A 19,181-nucleotide genomic window follows, 5' to 3' on the forward strand; every position below is an offset into this window, starting at 1 on the left:
CACCATAATCTGCTATTCCTTGCTCACAGCATGGAAATCACGAAAGTACATATAGAGATATATCACTAAGATCATCTCACATACACCTTCTTGTTTCTCGTTTAAACTTCTACAGTGATGCCTTCATAGAACCGACGAATAATTTTCTCCGCAGGCTTACCATATACCCCGTATCCGTCGTTAATCAGTGCATCCCTCTCCGCGTGCAGATGTGCGCTCCAATCCCATAGACCGAACCCGCGCACCCAGTCACGCTGACTGACATGCCGGAACATGGCCTCATAGAAACGCTCCTGTTCCTCAGCACTCACTTCGCCTTCCAGTCCCCAATCGTTCGGTACCTGGGCTGATCCACTGCGGCTGGGACAGCCTGCTTCCGCGAAGAAAAAGGGTTTGCCATATGGAGCAATCACCTGTTCAATACGATCCAGCTGTGCCTCCCAATCTCCAATGGGATAATAGCCACTGGAAGAGATCACGTCCACAGCATCCCACCATTTCACATGACCTTCCTGATATTTGTCCGTGTTGTATGACACCAGTCCCGTGTACACATCACGCACACCAGCGATAACCTCTCGCCACTCTTGATCCCGACGCTCGGATTGCACCATCTCACAGCCTACAATGAACATCTCACACTTTTCCTGCTCTGCAATCGCTGCATAATGCTTCTGAAATGCCGTGTAGCTGCGGAACCAATCCTTCCACTTCGGCTCACAAGGCACATCGATATCAAAAAAGTTAATATGTGCACGCCATGTGCCATCGGTGCAGTTGACGGTTGGTTTCAGAATGACACGCAGCCCGAGTGTACGGGCATAACCAATCATGTCGACCAGTTCATCATCCTCGACCAGATGTTCACCCCGATACTTGACCTCTACCGCCTGCGGATGATCCTGATGTGCCGCCAGTGCAAAAATAACATGCGAACTGCCTGTACGTTCAGCCATCAGGCGCAAGGACTCCTTCGCTTCCGGCTTGCGGAAGTCTCCCCTGCCACTCATCCAGCCAAATGTAAATCCTTTGATGTACTCCATGTGCATTACTCCCCTGTGTTCCTGTTCACTTAATGTAAAAAGAATGGCCGAATGTATACACTTTCACTACGATTGCAGTACCATCTTCCGATCGCCGTTATCCCCAGATTTCTGTAGATCCCTTTTATACAAGGGAGAAATCCGGGAATAAATGCGACCACTTCGCTTCTTCAGATTGGTTCTGCACTTTCACTTCAATTACAGCTTGCCCTCTTCATGGTCTCCTGCAATGACTTCATCCGTCTCGATCACATAGTTTACGATCTCTTCTACGGTCGTGTAAGCCACGCCCACATACGTATCGGCAGCGCCGTAATAGATGGCGATACGTCCGGTCTCGGCATCATGCAATGTTGCACACGGGAAGATGACGTTATCAACGAAGCCTTGTTCTTCATACCATTTTTCTGGTGTCAGCACGAAGTTGGAGGAACGATATTTTACTTTGGATGGCTCATCCAGATCCAGAATGACCGCACCCATGCTATATACCAATCCGTTACAGGTCCCCGTGACGCCGTGGTAGAACATCAGCCAGCCTTCGGACGTTTCGATCGGAGCAGGACCGCCGCCAATTTTGACCGATTGCCACCAGCCCTGACCGCCTTTGCTCATCACATGACGGTGCTTGCCCCAGTACACGAGGTCCGGGCTTTCGCTCAGGAAAATATCCCCGAATGGCGTATGTCCACTGTCACTTGGTCTGGACAACATCACATAGTTATCCTTGATTTTCCGCGGGAACAATACGCCATTACGGTTGAATGGCAACATTGGATTTTCGAGGCGGACAAATGTTTTGAAGTCATCTGTTTTGGCCAGGCCCAGTGCTGCACCGTAGAAGTCTGTACACCAGATGATGTAATACGTGTCTTCGACTTTGACCAAACGTGGGTCGTAAGCATAGTTCGGCATAAACGGATCGCCATTTTCATCGACAAAGGCAATGCGTTCCTCTTCAATCGTCCACTCCAAACCGTCCTCACTCGCCCCCATGTGAAGATGCGGACGGCCATTAACGGTTTCAGTACGGAATACCCCAATGAATTTCCCTTCATACGGTACAACGGCACTGTTAAAAATGCGGGCAACGCCTTTAACTGGATTACGTGGGACGACCGGATTCGCCAAATGTCTCCATACCGGGCCTTCCGTTCCCTCCGGTTTGTTCTCCCACGGCATATTCGGCAAAGCATCCCCAACAATGTGTACGTTTTTCGTTTCAGCAACTGACATTTTTCATTTCTCCCTTCGGTTAGGCTTTATGAAATGAATACTTAAAATTGCACTAGACCACTTCGATGACAGAACAACCTTGCGATCGCCGTTATCCCCAGATTTTTTTGATCCCTTATAAAAGGGGAAAATCCGGTTATAGCATATGCTTACGAAGTGAGCTTTCTTTCAGAAAGCTTTTAGCGAACACTCCGTTTCTCCAGCTTTTTTCTGCCCTCTTCGTTCCTGTGCATTCTCAATATGCATTTCATATAACCTCTCGTTTTTTTATTTAACTGAGCCTTGCGCGAAGCCATTGTAGATGTATTTCTGTAACAACAGGAAGATGATCATGGTTGGAATGATGGCGATCATGATGCCGGCGCTGATGACTTCCCACTGCGATCCGAAAGGTCCCTTGAATTTGAACAAGGCGGTGGATATGACCTGTAGATCGGTCTTTGGCATGTACAGGAACGGTGTGTAGAAGTCGTTATAGATGTTCACACCCTTCACGATAATGACCGTTACAATGGCCGGTTTCAGTAGTGGCAGAATGATTTTCCAGTAGATCGTGAAGTACGAGGCACCGTCCAGCATGGCGGATTCATCCAATGCACTTGAGATGGAGCCCAGGAATTGCAGGAAAATATAAACCGCGATGATATCTGTACCCAGGTACATGACGATGGCGGCCCAGCGTGTGTTGAACAGGTCGAGCGCGTTGATGATCTGGAATGTGGCAACCTGCGTTGTCACACTTGGGATCAGGGTAGCGAGCAGGAATGCCGCGACCATGATTTTCTTGCCTTTGAATTTGAACCGATCCAGCACATATGCGATCATGGAGCCCGTTAAGGTCGCTCCTATAATAGAGATGACCAGGATAATAATTGTATTTTTGAAACCAACCAGCATGTTGCCATCCACAAAAGCCTTCGCATAGTTCGCAAAGTTCAGCCAGTTGGCTGGCGGGGCAAGCGGGCTGCTGGTAGCGTATTCCGCATTCGTTTTGAGAGATGCAAACAGGATCACCACGATGGGTAACAATGCGATAAACGCCGCAAGCACCAGGGAAGCATATTTAACCACGCTCGCAAGGGTGTATTTGAGTTGTGTCACGTTTATTCCTCCCCTTTCATGGTGACGCGCTGCACGAGTGTAACGAGAATAACGATCATGAGCAGCACCACAGCCATGGCGGATGCCAGTCCCAGCTTGCCATATTTAAAAGCCAAATGAACCGTCTGAATTACAAATGTCATACTGCCGTTGGAACCATCGGTCATGATATATGGAATATCGAACGCACTAATTGCGCCGCTAATCGCCAAGATCAGGTTGAGCTGCAGGATGCGTGTAATGCTTGGCAGGATGATGTGGCGGAATTGCTGCCAGCGATTGGCACCATCAATATCGGATGCTTCATACACATCCTTCGGAATGGAGGAGATTGCACCCAGGAAAATGATAAAGTTGAAGCCCATGTATCTCCATACCGATGCACCTGCGAGTGACACGTTGATAATATTGGGGTTACCGAGCCAGAGCTGCGTATATTGTCCCAGCCCTACAGCATGCATGAGCATATCGAGTGTACCATCCGGTTTGAAGAAAAAGAGGAAGATAAAACCGATAGCTACCCCATTCAGCAAATAAGGAAAAAACAGTATGCCTTTGAAGAAGTTTTTGCCTCGAACTTTGAAACTCAGAATGGTGGCAAAGTAAAGCGCCAAGCCCATCTGTAAGAACGTAGCCACGAAGTAGTACAAGCTGACAATAAATACTTTGAAGTATTCGGGATCACTGAATATGCGCGTATAGTTCTCAAACCCAACATAATCAAACCTTTTGCTATATCCGTTCCAATCGGTGAAACTGTATTTGAACATGTTGATGACCGGTAAGTATGCAAATGTGAACAGCAACGCCAGGGGAATAGTTGAGAAGGCACAGATGATAAATATGCGTTGCGCTGAGTAACCCCAATTCGAAACCTTTAAGTACTTCATGCTCTCCACACCTCCAAGCGGTTCTCCCGCCTATATATCGAAAGACTCCCGTCCAATGGAATCCTGGTGGAACACTGCCGGGGGAAGAGCATGGGTATCATGCTTTCAGACACCACATACTCCATGCTCCATTCATATATGGATTCCTATATCCCCGCAGTCCATTCATCACCTGATCCACTTACGTTAATCCCATTATTTCGTGAGTTCTGCTCTTGCTTTGACCCACTTGTCGTTCAGATCTTTCATGATGTCGTCATACGATTCTTTGCGGTTCCCAATACCTGCTTCGATAATGCGTTTCTTGAAGTCAGGCTGCCAGAGACCGATTTCACCTTCGTTATCAATCTTGTCAACGAGACCTTCCTGACCTTCTTTGGCAGGGGTAAGTGTGGAGAATTTAACGTCTTTATACTGATCCAAAATCGGTGGCAATTCAGCGTTTTTGTCGGCATCCATACCGCCGCCCTGTTCAACCGCGTAATTCGATTTCGCCAGGAACCAGTCAATCCAGGCTTTGGCAGCAGGTTTGTTCTCGCTGTTCACGTTCATGCCGATGTTATAGTCAGCGGAGAGCGGAACCACAACCTCACTTGCATTGGTTGGGAAAGGTAAGAAACCAATGTCGTCCGGGGTATCCGTCATGCCTTGGATCTGTGTGATCGCCCAAGAGCCCAGTGCCATCGTAGCAATTTTGCCTTTGGCGAGATCCGCTTTGGAGCTTTCCCAGTCGGTTGTCGTTGGATCTTTCTCGATTAAACCGTTCTTGGCTGCATCATAGAGCACTTTATATAGTTCATAGTGCGGCTGACCAGGCACAAAGTTTTCATCTGTATTCGGTTGATCCACGTTCACGTAGTCTACGCTGCCTGCAACCGTTGGCAGATCCGATTCCCATTGGGTTAATGCCCAGCCGGATGCATAGTTGGTATAGAGCGGAACAGCATCTGTATTGTCTTTGATCAACTGAAGCGCAGCCTGGAATTGCTCAGGTGTTTTTGGAACTTCCATAATGCCTGCGTCTTTGAAGACCTGTTTGTTATAAATGATTCCAGAGAACGTAATTACGGTAGGGATACCGTAGACCTGACCATCCACCATGCGTTCTTCAATGGCGGTGTATTTGTCTTTCAACTCATCGTACGTGCCAAGTGGCTCGAAGAAGTCCGGGATATCCGCGATCGGAACACTGGTCGGAATCATCAGTACATCACCATAATCCTTGGTGCTCATACGGATCTTCACTTGTCCTTCGTAGTCGGCCAGTGCCTGGAAGTTTACTTTCACATCGGGATATTCCTTGTTGAATTCTGCTGCGTAGTCTTTGAACACGGTATCCACAATATCTGTCCGTTGTGTAAGAACGGTAATTTCACCCTTGATATCTGCCGGATCTGTACTGATCTCCTCCCCTGCCTGCGAAGATCCACCTCCGGATGAACATGCAGCAAGTAGTGAAGTGATGAGCAGCATCGTCAGCAACATCATCCAACCTTTGTTTTTTCTCAATTGTTTCGACCCCTCTCTTAAGTTAATTAAGTTATCGTTAAGGTTACAAAATGAATTCTATTATGGTAACGCTTACCTGTCAATTCATTTATTTATAACCTAACAAGAAAAATTGCGAGGTAATTCGTTGACATCTGTTTTTCAGAGCACTAATATGTACTAATAAAGTTACCGATAACTTAACAAATTAGATTGATGCACTATTTTGAAGGAGCGCTCACTTATGAATACAAAAACATCCCAACTCCAATCGGAGATCAAGGAGCATTGGGAAAAGCAGATTTTACCCTTCTGGTCCAACCTTAAAGATACAACCCACGGTGGATTCTACGGCTGGGTTGACAATGATCTTCAGGTGAATCCACAGGCACCCAAAGGCGGGATCGCCACGGCACGGCAACTTTGGTCTTTTGCAGCAGCCTATCGGGTTACCGGAAACGAAAGATGGCGCGATCACGCGGAGCACGCCTATCGTTTTCTCGCTGACCATGTGATGGATAACGAATATGGCGGCATGTACTGGATGGTAGATTACAAAGGGGAAGCACTGGACACGAGCAAACATGTGTATACGCAATCATTCGGCGTGTATTCACTCAGTGAGTACTATCGTGCTACCGGGGATGCTTCTGCATTGGAACTTGCGAAAACGCTTTTTGCTCTCATCGAGGACAAAGGTCTGGATGCCGAACTACCTGCGTACAAGGAACAATTTGATCGTACATGGAAGGAACAGCCCAATGAAATGCTCAGCGAAAACGGGGTGATTGCGGATTACACCATGAATACGCATATCCATGTGCTGGAGGCCTATACCACGCTCTATCGCGTGTGGCCGGATCAGCAAGTGAAGGCGGCGCTGGAACGCCTGCTCAGAATTCTATATGAACGAGTGTATGACCAAGACACCAATTTTCTCGGGGTATTTTTCAACAAACAGTGGGAGTCCATCATCGATCTGCGCTCGTTCGGACATGACATTGAAGCCAGCTGGCTGATCGACGAAGCGCTGAAAGTTCTGGGGATGGAACAACATCCGGAGTATGCGGCGATGGTAACGGATATTGCCTATAACATCTCCAATGTGGCCGTGAATGCCGATGGTTCCCTGCTCAATGAACAAGAAGGTGAACATGTCGATGAGAAGCGAATCTGGTGGGTTCAGGCGGAGGCGATGGTCGGTTTCTATAACGCATATCAGCGCACAGGTGATCCACTGTTTCTGGAGAGAGTGGAACGCTTGTGGACCTATACAAAAGAAAACATCATTGATCAGCGCGCTGGTGGGGAATGGTACTGGTCGGTTGATGGGAACGGAACACCGGACCAGAGCGAAATTGCCGGACCGTGGAAATGCCCGTATCACAATAGCAGATTCTGTATTGAACTAATTGAGAGGATGGGATCAGAATGATACACCCGAAATACAAGGAGTTACTGGAGAAACAGGAGCAACTGCTTGCTCGCCCCAATGAGATCAATTCTTCCTTCTACAACGGCGTATATGATCGGTATCAATATCCGGTAATCACTCGCCATCATGTGCCGCTGCATTGGAGATTCGATCTGGATGAGACGACTAACCCGCATTTTATGGAACGCCTGGGCATTAACGCAACGCTGAATCCGGGAGCCATCTATTTTAATGGCAAATACATCATGGTCATCCGTACGGAAGGATTGGACCGTAAATCGATCTTTGCGCTCGCCGAAAGTGACAATGGAATTGATGGATTCCGTTTCACGGGTAAACCACTGGTCTGGGATGATATCGATGCGGATGAAACCAATCAGTATGATATGCGTCTCGTTCAACATGAAGACGGCTGGATCTATGGCATCTATTGCTCTGAACGCAAAGACCCGGAGGCTCCTGCATTTGATACGTCCAGCGCAGTTGCACAGGCAGGGCTGGTCCGTACACGGGATCTTACAAGCTGGGAACGGTTGCCCAACATCACCACCAATTCCCCTCAACAGCGCAATGTCGTATTGCACCCGGAATTCGTGGATGGAAAGTATGCCTTCTACACCCGTCCACAGGACGGATTCATCTCGACAGGCAGCGGCGGCGGAATCGCCTTTGGCCTGTGTGAGGATATCTTGAACCCGGTCATTCATGAAGAGACGGTTATTGATGAACGGCAATATCATACGGTCTACGAAGTCAAAAACGGTCAAGGCCCTGCTCCGCTCAAAACGGATCGTGGCTGGATTCACATTGCTCACGGGGTTCGGAACACCGCAGCAGGACTGCGCTATGTGTTATACACTTTCGCAACGGATCTGAATGATCCGACGCGTGTGATTGCCAAGCCCGGCGGCCATTTCATTGCCCCTTATGACGACGAGCGTGTAGGCGATGTATCCAATGTTATTTTCTGCAATGGTGCTGTGGTGAATGAGAAGGAAGAAGTCTTTATCTATTACGCATCCAGTGATACCCGCTGTCATGTGGCAACTACCACTCTGGAGAAACTGGTTGATTATACGTTTAACACACCGGCAGATCCATACCGCTCCCTGGACTGTGCCAGCCAGCGGGGTCAGCTGATTGAACAGAATGAGAAGCTTTTGCAGAAACAATTAACGTAACATCGGTAGAGCGTCCTCTCAGGGAAACCTGCAATGTGCTGAAAATTAGCGAAACAACAGCTAGAATGGCTTTATTCCAAGTGGGTAACGATGTATACTGATATGGATTGTTATTATGTTGGAGGAAAGCACTCATCATAGTGACAGCACATTGTGCCTATACCGGCTTGAAGGAGGCGACCATACTGAAGAACAATATCACCATGCGGGATATCGCCGACAGGCTCGGGGTCAGCAGTGTGACCGTCTCGAAAGCGTTGAATGATAAAGATGGCGTGAGTGGCGAATTAAAAGAAAAAATTAAAGTGCTTGCTATTGAAATGGGCTATCGGTATAATGCCGCTGCCCGTTCGATGAAGGAAGGCTTAACTCATAATATTGGCGTAATTATCCCGGAGCGTTTTACCGGACCTACGCAGTCGTTCTATGTACGCGTGTTCCAGCGCATTACGAAACATCTGGAGGAACAGGGCTACTACGGCATTCTGCACATTCTGAATGTGGAGGATGAAGAAGAATTAACACTGCCCAAGCTGTACAGCGACAACAAGGTCGATGGTTTCATTGTGCTCGGACAGATCAGCAAAGAGTATATTGAACTGGTGCGATCAATGGAAGTTCCCAAAATGTTTCTCGACTTCTACGATGAACATTCGGACATTGATTCCGTCGTTACCGATAACTTCTACGCTGCCTATGAGCTGACGAACTATCTGGTTCAGCAGGGCCACCGTAACATTGCCTATGTGGGGAACCTATATTCCACGAGCAGCATCCAGGACCGATTCCTCGGGTATTACAAATCCTTGCTGGAACATCGGTTGCCGATGAATCCAAATCTAATTCTGAATGATCGGGATGAACGCGGTACGTTTATTGAGATTGATCTGCCTAAACAACTGCCAACGGCCTTTGTATGCAACTGTGATCAGGTCGCTCATCTGCTCGTTCAAAAACTGAATTCGATGGATATTCAGGTGCCTGTCCAATGCTCTGTTGTTGGTTTTGATAATGATATCTATGCCATGCTCTCCGATCCCAAGCTGACAACTGTCGAAGTGGATGTGGAACAGATGGCGCGGACGGCGGTCCAGTCGATGCTCAAAAAGGTCGACAACCCCAACCGTAGTTTCGGCCGTGTACACGTGAAAGGCAATATCATCTATCGTGACTCGGTGAGTGCTGCGTCTGCCTCATCAGATACAAATGGATAGCTAAATAAAAGAATTAAAAACGAACACAGATGACTGGCCTCTATCTTACTGGCCAGTCTTTTCTGATGCTCCGGGGATTAATAACGGCGGCGATCTGTTGAATCCATCAAAAATGTAGTTGTTCTCCAAATCGAGAGAATGAGAATCAGTTCATATACATTGGTAAAAGCCCCACTCTCCACGGGCAGGGAGATTAACTGCCCTGCAAACAATAATGCAGTCCCAACAAACAGCCATACCCATTTATGTCTGAAAAGCACAATCAAACTAACAAACAAGAGTACAAGCCCCACGATGATAACCATCATCGGCGGACCTCCATGACCCTCTGCCATATATCGCAGTACTCCATACTCTTCTATAGCAGTGAGATTTTTAACCTCGGATAAAGTAAAGCCTACAATCTGGTAGATAACCAAACCTAAAGTTATCAGCCATGCAGCCACATTCGTTATACTTCTATTTGCAAACTTGGCACCTGAGCTACGCAAGATATGGTAGCCAACAAGAATAAGGGTAGGCGTAGCGAAGGCATGTAGCCAAAATCGAAGGCTACTAAGAACGGTTAACAATTCCCCTTCTCCGACCAGGTTACCTACAGCAATAATTCCATTATCATATGCCAAGCTAAACGCTACGAATAGCTGAAAACTGGAATATGTGAGCCATTGTTTCCTTTGGGTTAAAACGACGACCATCCGAAAAGCAAGTATCAAATAAACAAGAGTCAGTGCGGAGTATATCCATACATCCAAGCTGCTTCACCATCCTTATTGGTCAATTCTAATAAATTATACTTACCGGTAAGTATAATTACAAGGCGTACTTGTATAAATGGTTAATTTGTCATAAATTACTCACTGGGGTAATGAAGATAAATATCAATTTACAACGTTTACCCGGGAGACCAACACATGCTGTAGCTGGAGATGATACACCCTTACAAGGAATCATTCTTCTATAGACCACCAAACAGTTTATGGAGCTAAATTATATAAAAAGAGCACTCCCGGCTATCGTAGCCGCAGGAGCACTCTTTTCTTAGTTTAAAGAATGAAAAAGCAACAGGTTACTCTGATATCAATAACTTGTCTTCAACCAATTGTCCTTGGACCAGGTCAGTTTACCTGAACCCGCGCCATTGGAAGCAATGAGGCGTGCATTCAACGTAGATGGATCATCCGTGGTATAACTGTAAGGAAGTGTCGAGAAACCGTTCCAGGAGAACGATTTCACCACGGCCGGGATTGGCGCCAGTGGACTACCAGACGTATCACTGCTGCCACGGAATGAGCTTCCATCCAAAGAATACATGGTATCAGTCACTCTGATTTTGCCGGTATAGGTTGGGTCTGCCGGATCGGTCTGATTGTTGCGAACAGGATACAGAACGTCCTTGATGACTGATTTCTCAACCAATACGGCTCCGCTCTCTGTGGAGATTGCCCCATTGCCAATGATATCGAACTTATAACCTTTGGACGCAATCGCTGTTGCCATCGCCGTTGTAATTTTGGCTTTAGCGGCACGTGCCCCTGTCGAATCCATCACGATGTTGTAAGCATGTGCGTTGCCTCCACGCAGGCGTGGCATCCGGTCCTGAATATCTTTGTACAGATTATGGTGAAGCGTCATGGACAGGTTCGCGTTAGCTGATTCCAAGCTGGTCGAACCGACCAGATGTCCTTTCTTTTGGGGTCCCGAGATGGCGATAATATCGGCTTTGCTAAGACCTACCGCACTGCTGCGCAGGTAGTTATACATGGGATAGGAAGCCTTGTTTGCTTCCAATTCGTTAATCTGCTGGGTAACCCAGCTGTTCGAGCTACCGTCATCCCCTTTGAAGAGGGACCAGGAGATGGTCACGCCGCTGGTTCCTTTTTTCGAATCGACGAGTCCGTCATAGGCTTTATTAAATGTGCAGTGATCAATCCATACGTTGCTGTTCTCCTCCAGGGTGATGTAATCCCAGTCATTCTTGTCGTAATCACCTTTGGTGGATTCATCCCATTCCCATAACTCATCAAACTCCAGATTACGGATGATGACATTCGAGCTTCGTTTCACGCTGATCGCTGCGTGTTTGATTTTGGAACCATTGGCGGAGAAAATCGTGAGTCCATTGAAACCGTCAATCGTGAGCTTGCTGACACCGGTCTGTTTTAATACGGGATGCGTCAGCGCATCATTATGCTTGGCAAAAGGAGAAGTCTGCGCTGCACTCGGAATTTCATTCCATCCCAGATTCAGATCGTTCATGATCTCAACGACTTTGACACCGGAGTTCTTTTTCAGTGCCAATGCCAGATCGGTCGCATTATACACTTTCTTATACGTGGCCGTGTTTGATTCGCTAATGATGCCGCCGCCCGCGTTCCCTTGGGAGAAGCCTGTAAGATTGTAATCTGCGTTACCCGCTGCCTGCACACTTGCCGGTCCGGACAATAAAGTTAACCCCAACGTTAGAGCCAGGGCTGTGCTGCATAAGCTACGAAATTTAGTTTTCATCGATTCCATTCCTCCCAATATATGATGATGACATTCGTCCATCGCTGCCATGCCAAGTTACGAAGGACATGTTCTCAATGTAAGCGTTGAAAGCGATTACAACAATAATCCCTATCTCACATGTGGTTAGGAAAGGCTGGTATGGTAAGGGTTTGTACTGTAAGCAACCTTGAATCGTACAGAGTTAACTTGGGAAGTGAGGTTTCAGGGATACATCGTGGTAACAAGAACATTCCAGATGGGATGAAATTAAAAAAGCAGGACTGCATCTGCCGCAGACCTGCTCGATTTTACTTTTTAATGGAACGTGTCCAGAAGCCGCCATGGAACTGTTTGGGCTCCACGGTAATGACAAATGCTTTGGGGTCCAGACTGAGAATCGTCTGATAGAGCAGTTTCTGGTTTTTTCGTTTCGCCAGAATCTCCATCACAAGCCGATCTCCGTCACGTCCACTACCCACCCACGCAGTAACACCGTAACCTTTGTCCCGCAGGGCATTCGCAACGTTGCTTCCCATCTGGTTACAAATTACTTTAACGGTAACGTAACCGAGGGCAATCTTCTCTTCGATCCAGGCCCCGAGTAATACACCGAGTCCATAACCTACCGCGTAGACGATCAGGGCAGATGGTTGGGTTAAATACTTGAGTACCAGATTCAGACCGAGCACATAGATCACTATCTCACCCATGCTGATCAGTGCGGCGATATATTTCTGGCCTTTAAGTGTCAGAATCATCCGTAATGTATAAGCCGATACATATACAATCTGGATCAAAAAGATAAATACCAATATTTTAAACAATCACAATCCCTCTTTCCTGGCCTTCACAACGGAATTGGCCCTTTGCTGCATATCCTCGACGATTTCGTTTCATCTATGCTTCCTGTATGTTCGCTCTATCTCCATCATTGGACGTTATACCCTCATTCTAAACGGTTGGATGTAAATCCGTAGGCATTTTCTGCTCTCTGGCATGCCGGAACTGCAATTATAGAACCGTTTGTACCGATTATCAACCCGGCGGAGGTCCCAGGGTCGAAAACGGGGGTCTTTGAATATGCTGTATCATCATAAAGTCAAGCACGCTGGCACAGGATATCAGGTCAAAACCAGGATGGATGGGTCAAAACAAAAAGGGGGTGCCGTCATGCAACTATGGCAGGAGATGGAGCGGGAAGGCATGGAGGAACTCATTTTTTGCCATGATGCAGATAGTGGATTGAGGGCGGTCATTGCCATTCATAACACGGTCCTTGGACCTGCGCTCGGCGGATGCCGCTACTGGACGTATGCATCCGAGGAAGAAGCTGTTCGGGATGCTGTGAAGCTTGCCAAAGGCATGACGTACAAAAATGCAATCTCCGGACTGCCGTATGGTGGCGGGAAAGTGGTCATGTGGGATGTACCTTTTGCGAAGAATACAAAACCGGATGAGGATGGTTGCAGATCTCAGAGTGTTGAGCAGGTCGCTGGAGATCTAAGGGTAGAGCAGCAAAAGAGCGCTGCCACGGAACGAGAAGTCGTCACCGATCAAGTTGCTGATCGTATAGATAAAAGCCTGAATACTGACGTATCCAGGCGGGCGCAGCGCTTTCGCGCACTGGGACGTTGTCTGGAGCGGCTGAACGGACGGTACGTGACCGGTCTTGATCTGGGTACCACGGCGACAGACATGGACCAGATCCGGCTGGAAACCGCACATGTGACGGACACCACGGGTTCGCTTGGGGCGCAGGATGACTTCACTGCCGAGATGACCGCCTACGGCGTACACATCGGCATTGTGACCTCGCTGCGCCAGCAAGGCATTGCATCTTTGCAGGGCATTCCCGTTGCCGTCCAGGGACTGGGCAAGGTCGGGTATGCCCTGTGCCGTTACCTGCATGCAGCCGGGGCACGGCTCATTGTGGCAGACGTTGTACCGGAGCGTGTACAACGTGCCCTTGTGCAGTTCAGCGGCGCCATCTCGGCCGATCCGGCCCATATCCACGCCGCTGACTGCAAGGTCTTCGCCCCCTGTGCCCTAGGGGGCGTACTGACCCCGGCAACGGCGGAGGAGCTGCGCTGCTCCATCGTTGCCGGGGCGGCCAACAACCAGCTGAGTGAACGACAGCTGGTTGCAGGCCGCATGCAGGCGCGCGGGATTTTGTACGCGCCTGATTATGTGCTCAACGCAGGCGGAATCATCTCCACCGCCTACGAGCTGGAAGGCGCCGGGCCTGACCTGATCCGCCAAAAGGTGGCGGGGATTGCAGGCACGCTGAGCAAGGTATACGCAGAAGCTGCGCAATCTGCAATCTCCACAGCGGATGCAGCCGATCGGCTGGCGGAATCCATCCTCCGATCAGGCCATACAAGATAAGGTGCCCCCTCCTGGAGAACCTCCACTGCTTTACTTCATTCTAAAGAACCTGATTCATGCTATTTGCCCCTTTTAGCATGGATCTAATATCTAACGAATCTCAGACACGTTATTGTGCCTAGTTTGGTCCTTTTTCAAGCTAAACAACTACTTTTCCGAAGGATAGCGTTCCTGAGGTTCGTTAGAATTTATATTTCAGATTTTTGCCCCGAATAGGTTTTCTCAGGTTCGTTAGCTCTGCGGCCGAAGATTTCTTTGGGGTAGTATCACCTATCAAAAAGAGCTAACCCCGACATCCGTGTCCAGGTTAGCTCTTTTACCCTCTCTTATTGTTTAGCCCTCTTACTCTCCTTCTCTACTACTCTATTCTCAAACTGCAACCGACCTCTTCTCCGCTGTCTTCTTCTCTCGAAACAGCAGCGTCCACAGCAACACATTCGCTACAATCAGTAGCGCACCATATATCCATACGCCCCCTGCCACCGAACGGAAGAAGACATGGACTCCCCATAACATGGCAAGCACAGGAAGTGCGGCGAATACATACCAACCATCACTTTGCTGTGCCATACTGAAAGATTGGGAGAACGGCGGCTTACGCAGCAACAATTTGCCTGCCAGTGGCACAAGTGCCGTAGCTGTTAGCATAATTATCGCAATATCCGGCAGTATCCGTAATCCAAATGTCCAGGTGAACAGAATAGCATTTGCCAGAAATATAGGCAGGAACATGTTGCACAGGAACGCCTTCAGAGCACCTTTATATAACGCGCTATCATTCGCCATCGGTGTAGCGCGAAAGGTCCAGAACGCCTTGTATTGTCCCGAAAATTTCAGCATGACTACCACCGTTACAACCAGAATCAGCACGATGTAAAAGGTGTATACAAACGAACTTTGCCTAAACTCCGCCCAGGTGGAGGATTGCAATTGGGTATACCAAAATATATAAGGCAAAACAAAGGATAAACCAAGCGATGGATACACCTTCAGCTTGAATTCCCGTTCGTTACGCATCATGCTGGCGGACAGACGGAAGCAAGCCTGCTCCTCTCTGGAACGACTGACCACCTTGGAGATCAAACGATCCCATGTTCCGCGTCTGCGTCCAGATGACTGACCCGAGTGTGCCATTTTCTCCAGATACATTTCAAAGGAAGGCATCAGCTTCACATATACGATCAGACTCACCACAGGAACCAAGACTGCCAGTGCTGTGAACGTATAGAGCCACACATTCCCTCCCCCTGCAAATAACCATTCATAGGCAGCCGCATACCATAACGGGGGCAACAGCAACTGCCACCAAGCCGGTGTAAATACCATACCAAAGTCAAACATGCTGAACGAACGAATGACCAGCTGATAACCGATCGCAATCCCCACCGAGAGAAGAATCTGTACCATATTGATCATATCCTTCAGCTTCTCGCCATCCAGAAACTTCATCATGAGAAGATAAATCAGGGATGTGGTCACCAGAATCAGCATATTGATCAGAATCAGTTCTACAAGGAAAATCAGAAAGAATCCGATCCCATGCGTCACCAACGCGGCAATTAGCGGTATACCGGTTAATGAACCCGTCAGCAATAGCAGATATACGCCCGCATGGATGGCTCCGGCCATCCCCACCGTTCGTCCATTAACGGGCTTCGTCATGATAATATTGCGATCCCGGATGTCCAGCAGCACGGAGGAAAAATCAGAGATCATGGACGTCATGATCATAAACATTAAGATGCCAAACACAAGACCCATCTGAAGCATGAAATGCCCCGTATCCCAGACGATGAAGGGAACCATCATCAATCCCATTAATCCATACAACCACAGGGAACGAAGAAACTGATTACCTTCCTTGCGCTCCTTTTTCCCTGAATTGTTGGATAAAATGGTAGGTACTCTACGTTGATCCATCTGGAACTTCACTCGCAAAATCAGGCGCAGCACATCATAATCCGCCCCTGTTCTGGCGATGATTGGCCGAAAGCGATCCAGAATTTTCAGCGTGCGGAAGTCGGAGGTTTCCTCCATATCAGTACACCTCCTGCACAATCGATACGAATCGCTCAGCAATGGCTTTGTGCTCATTGAAACCCGTCAATTGATTGAATACTTCCTCCAACGTGCCTTCCATGGATTGCTGTTGGAGCTGCTTAAACGTACCGTCTGCCACGACGCGTCCTTCAGCGATCAGTACAATTCGACTGCTGATCTTCTCCACCACATCCATGATGTGTGACGAATAGAAGATCGTTGTGCCTTTGGCTGACAATTGTGACAAAATCTCTTTGACCACCATCACACTATTGGCATCCAATCCGCTGAGCGGTTCATCCAGGAACAACAGATCCGGGTCATGCAGCAGCGCAGAGATCAACAGCACTTTCTGACGCATACCTTTGGAAAAGGATGCAATGCGGGAATGATATGATTTTTCCAGTCCAAAACAATCCATCAATAGCTTGGCTTTGTAATCCGCATCTTCATAGGACATACCGTATAACTCTCCCGTAAAAGTCAGATACTCCGCAGGCGTTAATTGTTCGTACAATTCCGCCACCTCCGGAACATAGCCGATTCTGCGTTTATACTCCACATCGCCATCCGCAATATCTTTACCAAAGATTCGCACCGTGCCTACATACCCTTCAACCAGCCCGAGTAAAATCTTAACCGTCGTACTTTTGCCAGCCCCATTTGGACCAATATATCCAATCATCTCACCGCGATTCACTTCCAGATCGATGCCGTTCAGCACATAACGTCCGTTGTATCTCATACGCAAGCTTTCAATTGATAGCACTTGTTGTTCACTCACTTCGTTATCCAGCTCCTGTCTCTATCTTTTTCTACAATTCTACTAGTTTACCACAGATTGGGATGGTAATGATCGGAAATAGGTCACGATATGAGCCATCAGCTGGATATCCCCTTCGAGTAAGAGCATCACATAACATGCGTGAATACATCACAAAGCCCCTGTCCCACCTTATGGTAAGAGACAAGGGCTTCCACTTTATGTTGAACTTTATTTTATAATATCTAAAACGTCTTACTGCACTTTAACAATCTGAAAATGCTGATTCGTACCGCCATTATCCGTCCACTGGATGGCCGCAGCCCCATCTGCCAGGGATTGACTAGAGATATCAAAAACCTTTCCTGTACTGCGGTTCTTCAGTTTATAATAACCACCACCTACATGGACGAGCTGCCATTGCTGGCTGGCCCAGCCCCCGTCATTCCACTGTTCAATGACAGCCCCATCGGTCGTGGAACCATTCTCCACACCGATCAATTTGCCGCTGGAACGGTTGATAATTTTGACATAGCCCCCACCCGCATCGGTAATCTGCCACTGTTGACTTGTTGTTCCCCCATCTGCTCGCTGCTCCACATCCGCACCGTTGGCAGAAGAACCCCCGATGACATTCAGTAATTTATTGCTTTTACGGCTAATCAGCTGATATGAAGCATTCGAGTCCCAGACATCCGGTGTATTCACTCCAATCACATTCCCTGTTGCTGTATCAATCGTAATACTGCTGGCCCAGTTCATCGCCAGACTAGTTGCGCTAGGGAACGATAGGGATAGCCAAACATACTTGGAATCCTGCACAGGTCCGCTCCATGCACCAGCCCAGCGGTCACCCATGTAAAGATAGGATGTGGTCTGTGAACCTTCTACAGGAACGACATAGGTGGATTGGGAACCATACGTTGTGCTGTCTCCAAAATTGCTAAGGCCGCTCCATGTGCCTGTAATGCTGGAGGCTGTCGCATATTTGGCCTGATTTGGATTCCAGCCGGTCGCACCCGAGGTGATCAGGAAGTAAACGCCGTCTTTTTTGAATAGGGCTGGTGCTTCACGATATTGTCCGGGCCACAGCGTTGTGACAAGCGATTCCACACCCAGGAAATCAGGGGTCAGCTTATATATATTCAGATCGGCATTCACTCGGGTTGCGGAGATCAGATAAGCGGTTCCGTTATCGTTGTACACCGTCATATCTCTGGAATCATATCCAAGGGGACGATAGCTGCCCACATACGTGTAGTTGCCATCAACCGTATTCGAAGTAGCTACGGCCACTCTGGCCTCGCCATAATCCAGACCATTCTCCTTGTGCATCCAAAGTACATATTTTCCAGTTGAACTATTGTAGATAACTTTCGGGCGTTCAATGTTGGAGATATTTAATTCGGCTGCCGAGCTGCTGGTCAGCACATCATTGCGATATTCCCAGTTTTTCAGATCCGATGAACGATACACAGATACCGCCTTGAACGTTCCATTTGGGTTGCGATTCTCCCCAAACCAGTAATAATACCCATTTGCCTTGATCATCCCGCCCCCATGGGCATGAACGACATTGCCATTGGTATCCTTGAACTGTATCCCGTTCGTAACACTAAGCGGAGCAGCTGAAGCATCCGGTCCGGGTGCAAGCAGCATACCTATGGATTGCAGCGCCAAAACCAAAGCAAGCAGATAGCTCAAGCGGCGGGTAAAGCGACGTGAATGTGTATTCTTTTTCAACCATCTATCGTTCATAGCCATATCGTAATGCACCTCCACGTTTTTTATGAAGCGCTTACATAAAATTAAAATCGATATGTCTTATCTGCCTCCGATCGATGATGCATTTCAGCATTAGAATTCCTGGCAATACTGGCTGGGCGTTCACCTCCTTGATTCCGATTGTAGCCGC

15 protein-coding genes are annotated in these 19,181 nt (G+C 48.0%); 4 read left to right on the forward strand and 11 right to left on the reverse strand.

What is annotated here, in order from left to right; translation table 11 throughout:
* Positions 1-101: 101 nt before the first annotated feature.
* From MHB85_RS29645 to MHB85_RS29665, 5 genes are all read right to left on the reverse strand, one after another.
* Complete coding sequence (locus MHB85_RS29645; RefSeq protein ID WP_341074121.1) at positions 102-1,043, reverse strand: glycoside hydrolase family 113; 942 nt, start codon at positions 1,041-1,043, stop codon at positions 102-104.
* A gap of 198 nt (positions 1,044-1,241) precedes the next feature.
* Complete coding sequence (locus tag MHB85_RS29650) at positions 1,242-2,279, reverse strand: glycoside hydrolase family 130 protein (RefSeq protein WP_341074123.1); 1,038 nt, start codon at positions 2,277-2,279, stop codon at positions 1,242-1,244.
* A gap of 267 nt (positions 2,280-2,546) precedes the next feature.
* The gene (locus MHB85_RS29655) at positions 2,547-3,380 is read right to left on the reverse strand and encodes a carbohydrate ABC transporter permease (protein WP_091012558.1); all 834 of its coding nucleotides are present in this window, start codon (positions 3,378-3,380) and stop codon (positions 2,547-2,549) included.
* 2 nt (positions 3,381-3,382) lie between these two features.
* Positions 3,383-4,270 (reverse strand): carbohydrate ABC transporter permease, encoded by an 888-nt coding sequence (locus MHB85_RS29660; RefSeq protein ID WP_341074126.1) that lies wholly within the window; start codon positions 4,268-4,270, stop codon positions 3,383-3,385.
* A gap of 195 nt (positions 4,271-4,465) precedes the next feature.
* Positions 4,466-5,779 (reverse strand): ABC transporter substrate-binding protein, encoded by a 1,314-nt coding sequence (locus MHB85_RS29665; protein WP_341074128.1) that lies wholly within the window; start codon positions 5,777-5,779, stop codon positions 4,466-4,468.
* A gap of 223 nt (positions 5,780-6,002) precedes the next feature.
* On the opposite strand from MHB85_RS29665, the gene MHB85_RS29670 reads away from it, so the two are divergent.
* The 3 genes from MHB85_RS29670 (at position 6,003) to MHB85_RS29680 (ending at position 9,588) form a co-directional block, all read left to right on the forward strand.
* Complete coding sequence (locus MHB85_RS29670) at positions 6,003-7,193, forward strand: AGE family epimerase/isomerase (RefSeq protein WP_341074130.1); 1,191 nt, start codon at positions 6,003-6,005, stop codon at positions 7,191-7,193.
* Positions 7,190-8,374, forward strand: a complete 1,185-nt coding sequence (locus MHB85_RS29675) for a glycoside hydrolase family 130 protein (RefSeq protein WP_105600381.1) — start codon at positions 7,190-7,192, stop codon at positions 8,372-8,374. The genes MHB85_RS29670 and MHB85_RS29675 overlap by 4 nt, the downstream gene beginning before the upstream one ends.
* 203 nt (positions 8,375-8,577) lie before the next feature.
* Positions 8,578-9,588: a substrate-binding domain-containing protein gene (locus MHB85_RS29680; protein WP_341074132.1), complete on the forward strand. Its 1,011-nt coding sequence runs from the start codon at positions 8,578-8,580 to the stop codon at positions 9,586-9,588.
* Between the two features lie 77 nt (positions 9,589-9,665).
* Here the strand turns inward: MHB85_RS29680 and MHB85_RS29685 are convergent, their stop codons facing one another.
* From MHB85_RS29685 to MHB85_RS29695, 3 genes are all read right to left on the reverse strand, one after another.
* Positions 9,666-10,343 (reverse strand): hypothetical protein, encoded by a 678-nt coding sequence (locus MHB85_RS29685; RefSeq protein ID WP_341074133.1) that lies wholly within the window; start codon positions 10,341-10,343, stop codon positions 9,666-9,668.
* A 325-nt stretch (positions 10,344-10,668) separates the two neighbouring features.
* The gene (locus MHB85_RS29690; RefSeq protein WP_310339163.1) at positions 10,669-12,096 is read right to left on the reverse strand and encodes a pectate lyase family protein; all 1,428 of its coding nucleotides are present in this window, start codon (positions 12,094-12,096) and stop codon (positions 10,669-10,671) included.
* 290 nt (positions 12,097-12,386) lie between these two features.
* Positions 12,387-12,902 (reverse strand): DUF2179 domain-containing protein, encoded by a 516-nt coding sequence (locus MHB85_RS29695; protein ID WP_091012544.1) that lies wholly within the window; start codon positions 12,900-12,902, stop codon positions 12,387-12,389.
* 346 nt (positions 12,903-13,248) lie between these two features.
* Here MHB85_RS29695 and MHB85_RS29700 point away from each other — a divergent pair, with 346 nt between their 5' ends.
* Positions 13,249-14,463, forward strand: a complete 1,215-nt coding sequence (locus tag MHB85_RS29700) for a Leu/Phe/Val dehydrogenase (protein ID WP_341074134.1) — start codon at positions 13,249-13,251, stop codon at positions 14,461-14,463.
* A gap of 369 nt (positions 14,464-14,832) precedes the next feature.
* On the opposite strand, the gene MHB85_RS29705 is transcribed toward MHB85_RS29700, so the two are convergent.
* The 3 genes from MHB85_RS29705 to MHB85_RS29715 all read right to left on the reverse strand — a co-directional run bounded on the left by MHB85_RS29705 (position 14,833) and on the right by MHB85_RS29715 (position 19,030).
* Positions 14,833-16,500, reverse strand: coding sequence for a hypothetical protein (locus MHB85_RS29705; RefSeq protein ID WP_341074136.1), 1,668 nt, complete (start codon positions 16,498-16,500; stop codon positions 14,833-14,835).
* Between the two features lies 1 nt (position 16,501).
* Entirely contained in the window at positions 16,502-17,287 is a 786-nt protein-coding gene (locus tag MHB85_RS29710) for an ABC transporter ATP-binding protein (protein ID WP_047840868.1), read from the reverse strand.
* A 234-nt stretch (positions 17,288-17,521) separates the two neighbouring features.
* The gene (locus tag MHB85_RS29715; RefSeq protein WP_341074138.1) at positions 17,522-19,030 is read right to left on the reverse strand and encodes an RICIN domain-containing protein; all 1,509 of its coding nucleotides are present in this window, start codon (positions 19,028-19,030) and stop codon (positions 17,522-17,524) included.
* Between the last annotated feature and the right edge of the window lie 151 nt (positions 19,031-19,181).

It is taken from the genome of Paenibacillus sp. FSL K6-4396, assembly GCF_038002525.1.
GTDB lineage: Bacteria > Bacillota > Bacilli > Paenibacillales > Paenibacillaceae > Paenibacillus > Paenibacillus amylolyticus_B.

Bases quoted from the DNA above. Each gene is read 5' to 3' on its own strand.
- MHB85_RS29645 (WP_341074121.1), bottom strand. From the start codon at position 1,043: ATGGAGTACATCAAAGGATTTACATTTGGCTGGATGAGTGGCAGGGGA.
- MHB85_RS29650 (WP_341074123.1), bottom strand. From the start codon at position 2,279: ATGTCAGTTGCTGAAACGAAAAACGTACACATTGTTGGGGATGCTTTG.
- MHB85_RS29660 (WP_341074126.1), bottom strand. From the start codon at position 4,270: ATGAAGTACTTAAAGGTTTCGAATTGGGGTTACTCAGCGCAACGCATA.
- MHB85_RS29670 (WP_341074130.1), top strand. From the start codon at position 6,003: ATGAATACAAAAACATCCCAACTCCAATCGGAGATCAAGGAGCATTGG.
- MHB85_RS29675 (WP_105600381.1), top strand. From the start codon at position 7,190: ATGATACACCCGAAATACAAGGAGTTACTGGAGAAACAGGAGCAACTG.
- MHB85_RS29680 (WP_341074132.1), top strand. From the start codon at position 8,578: ATGCGGGATATCGCCGACAGGCTCGGGGTCAGCAGTGTGACCGTCTCG.
- MHB85_RS29690 (WP_310339163.1), bottom strand. From the start codon at position 12,096: ATGAAAACTAAATTTCGTAGCTTATGCAGCACAGCCCTGGCTCTAACG.
- MHB85_RS29700 (WP_341074134.1), top strand. From the start codon at position 13,249: ATGCAACTATGGCAGGAGATGGAGCGGGAAGGCATGGAGGAACTCATT.
- MHB85_RS29705 (WP_341074136.1), bottom strand. From the start codon at position 16,500: ATGGAGGAAACCTCCGACTTCCGCACGCTGAAAATTCTGGATCGCTTT.
- MHB85_RS29715 (WP_341074138.1), bottom strand. From the start codon at position 19,030: ATGGCTATGAACGATAGATGGTTGAAAAAGAATACACATTCACGTCGC.